Origin of the sequence: Methanocalculus sp., from assembly GCF_029762515.1 — an archaeon.
Taxonomy (GTDB): domain Archaea; phylum Halobacteriota; class Methanomicrobia; order Methanomicrobiales; family Methanocorpusculaceae; genus Methanocalculus.
Genome location: NZ_JARVGN010000315.1, coordinates 1 through 2763, shown reverse-complemented (window position 1 = coordinate 2763; position 2763 = coordinate 1). Strand labels below are relative to the sequence as shown.

The following is a 2763-nucleotide window of genomic DNA, read 5'->3' as shown; positions in this document are numbered from 1 at the left end:
GGAAGAACAGAAAGAATGAGAGTATGAAGGGAGCTCTTAGCCGAAGAGCTCCCAAGATGCCTCAAGTGCCGCCACCGCGGGGAGTTTTTTGCCTGTAAGAAACTCAATACAGGCACCACCGCCAGTTGAGAGATGCGAGTAGGATGCTTCAAGCCCCATCTTCTCTATCACTGCCGCCGTATGTCCTCCACCGACAACTGAGAACTGAACCCCGGATGCGGCACGGATGAGCTCATAGGTGCCGATCGCAAAGTCCGGATCCTCAAAGACACCTGCGGGACCATTGAAGACGATTGTACCCTGGGATTTGATCATGTTGACCATGGACTGGATCGAACCACTCCCGAGATCGAGGATCGGTACATCATCTGGTATCTGATCAACAGGATACTCAACCCGCTGCCCATCTTCCCGGACTGCAACGAACTCCGGCATCACCACTCGATCACCATATGATGAGAGTATCCGCTTTGCCTTCTCAATCTCGTCGGAGTAGCCAAGGCTCTCGATCAGCTGGCGGGAGGGGTGACCAACCTCGATTCCGGATGCCGCAAGGAAGATATTCCCGACAACCCCTATTGCCAGGATCTGATCAGCAATTCCGTTCGTCAGCACATGCTCCGCAACTGCAATCGAGTCATCCACTTTGGTACCGCCGAGGATGAAGGTGATCGGGTGGGGTGCACCCGAGAAGACCTTTGAGAGCATAAAGACCTCACGTTCCATCAGGAGTCCGGCAACCGACTTCATCGCCATAGGGAGCCCTACCATAGATGGCTGCGACCGGTGCGCGGTGCCGAAGGCATCATTGACGAAGAGTTCACCCCTCTCCGAAAGCATACGGACGAGATGCGTCTTTTTTGCCTCTTCAGGCTTCATTGTGAGGTTCTCCTCAGCATTAAAGCGGAGGTTTTCGAGCATTATCACCTCGCCGTTCCGAAGTGAAGAGACTGCCTCACGGGCAGATCTTCCGATAATATCATCAATATACGTAACCGGCCTCCGGATAAGCCGCTCAAGTTTATCTGCATGAGATTTGAGTGTTGTAAAGTCCTTTTTGCCGGGACGGCTCTGGTGGGTGAGGATCACCACTTTGGCATCTTCAAGAGCCAGAATAGTCGGGATATGCTCACGAAACCGTTTATCGTCAAGAATCGTCTCTGATGAAGGATCCATCGGGGAGTTGAAGTCCACCCTGACGAAAACTGTCTTTCCCTTCGTCTCAACATCCTGCAATGTACCAAATACCATGGAAGAGCCTCCCGAACTCCATGTATACACTATGAAGAGGAAGACATTATTAATTGCGCATTTGTTCCAATATCTGTCATGGAACTTATATTCAGATTCTTTGAAGAGCTCACGATGCTCGGTCCGGCAGACAACCGGATAACAAAGGAGATTTTACAATCCCTTTTTCTTCCCGATGATCCGGTGATCCTTGACATAGGATCCGGAAAAGGGCGCCAGACACGAATACTGGCAGATGCAAAACCAGACAGCCGGATCGTCCCTACCGACGTCTATATCCCATATTTACAAGCGATCCGCGATATTCCCGGAACATCCCCGGTCTGCGGGACAATGGACAATCTTCCCTTCAAAGAAGATTCCATCGACCTCATCTGGTCTGAAGGGGCAATCAACATAATGGGTTTTTCTCAAGGCATCACTGCCTGGAAGCCCCTTCTGAAAGATGGGGGGTATCTTGCCATATCAGAGATCTGCTGGCATAAATCCAATCCTCCGGAAGATCTGCGGAAGTTCTGGGAAGAGGACTCTCCCGGCACATCTTCTGAAGAAGAGAGAATCCGGGATGCCGAAGCAGCAGGATATACCGTCACCAGCACCATAAGGCTTCCGATGAAAGCCTGGAAAGACTATTACCTGCCGGTTGAAACCAGAATCAATGAATGGAGAAAGAGTTACCCAGATGCCGAAACAGCCTCATTCCTGGATACTATGGAGAGGGAGATTGAGATATTCAGGATCTATGGCTCATACTACGGGTATACATTTTTTATTCTAAAAAAGGAGTGATCAGGCCTCTGATCTGGCCTTGATCTTCTTTAAGCGGAAGAGTTCTTCACGCTCCATCTCATCAAGACGCATCTTGATGAAATCGCGTGCCTCGGTGAGTTCAGGGATCACCTTGAACTCAAGCGCATTCACACGCCGCTTGGTTCTCTCGATCTCATCCAGCAGCCGCTTCATCGTCGTCTCGATCTCTGCACTGTGGATGATTGATTCGAGGAGATCCTCGAAGGCATCTGCTGCCTCATCAATGACCGAGGAGGTACCGATGATACCATACCCGCGCTCGGTCGGGCCCTTTCGTACACTTGATGATTGAATCTCAGGTACGACAACGCCCATGATGTTCTTGCTCTTCAGCTCGATCCGGGGGACATCCCCGACTGAGAAGGCAGCCGCCTTGACACCGATAGCGCCTTCGACTGTATCTGCGATGGCGATCATCTCCTGCACCCGCTCGTACTTCCGTGCGAGTTCGTCACGGGTATCCTTGGCCTGTTCAAGGATCTTGAAGAACTCAAGGATGAGTCCGTCACGCTTCATCTTCAGGAGCTTGTAGCCGCGCTCAGAGAGCTTGATACGCCGTTTCAGGGCGATCAGTTCAGATCTGGTCGGCTTTACATCGCGGAGCGCCATGGCAGGTTACTCCTTCCGGTATTTCGGATGGAACTTCTTGATCAGGTCACGGTCAATCCTGACGAGCTGCTCCTCAGGCAGTGTTGCAAGGAG

3 protein-coding genes are annotated in these 2763 nt (G+C 51.4%); 1 reads left to right on the top strand and 2 read right to left on the bottom strand.

Translation table 11 applies throughout. The features are described 5' to 3' along the window. Positions 1-36: 36 nt before the first annotated feature. Positions 37-1251 carry a phosphoglycerate kinase gene (locus tag QCH34_RS10185; RefSeq protein WP_300333697.1) on the bottom strand — a complete coding sequence of 405 codons (1215 nt, stop codon included), beginning with the start codon at positions 1249-1251 and terminating at the stop codon, positions 37-39. 78 nt (positions 1252-1329) lie between these two features. Here QCH34_RS10185 and QCH34_RS10180 point away from each other — a divergent pair, with 78 nt between their 5' ends. After that, positions 1330-2040: a class I SAM-dependent methyltransferase gene (locus tag QCH34_RS10180; protein WP_300333694.1), complete on the top strand. Its 711-nt coding sequence runs from the start codon at positions 1330-1332 to the stop codon at positions 2038-2040. Here the strand turns inward: QCH34_RS10180 and QCH34_RS10175 are convergent, their stop codons facing one another. Then, positions 2041-2670: a V-type ATP synthase subunit D gene (locus QCH34_RS10175; RefSeq protein WP_300333692.1), complete on the bottom strand. Its 630-nt coding sequence runs from the start codon at positions 2668-2670 to the stop codon at positions 2041-2043. Positions 2671-2763: the final 93 nt, after the last annotated feature.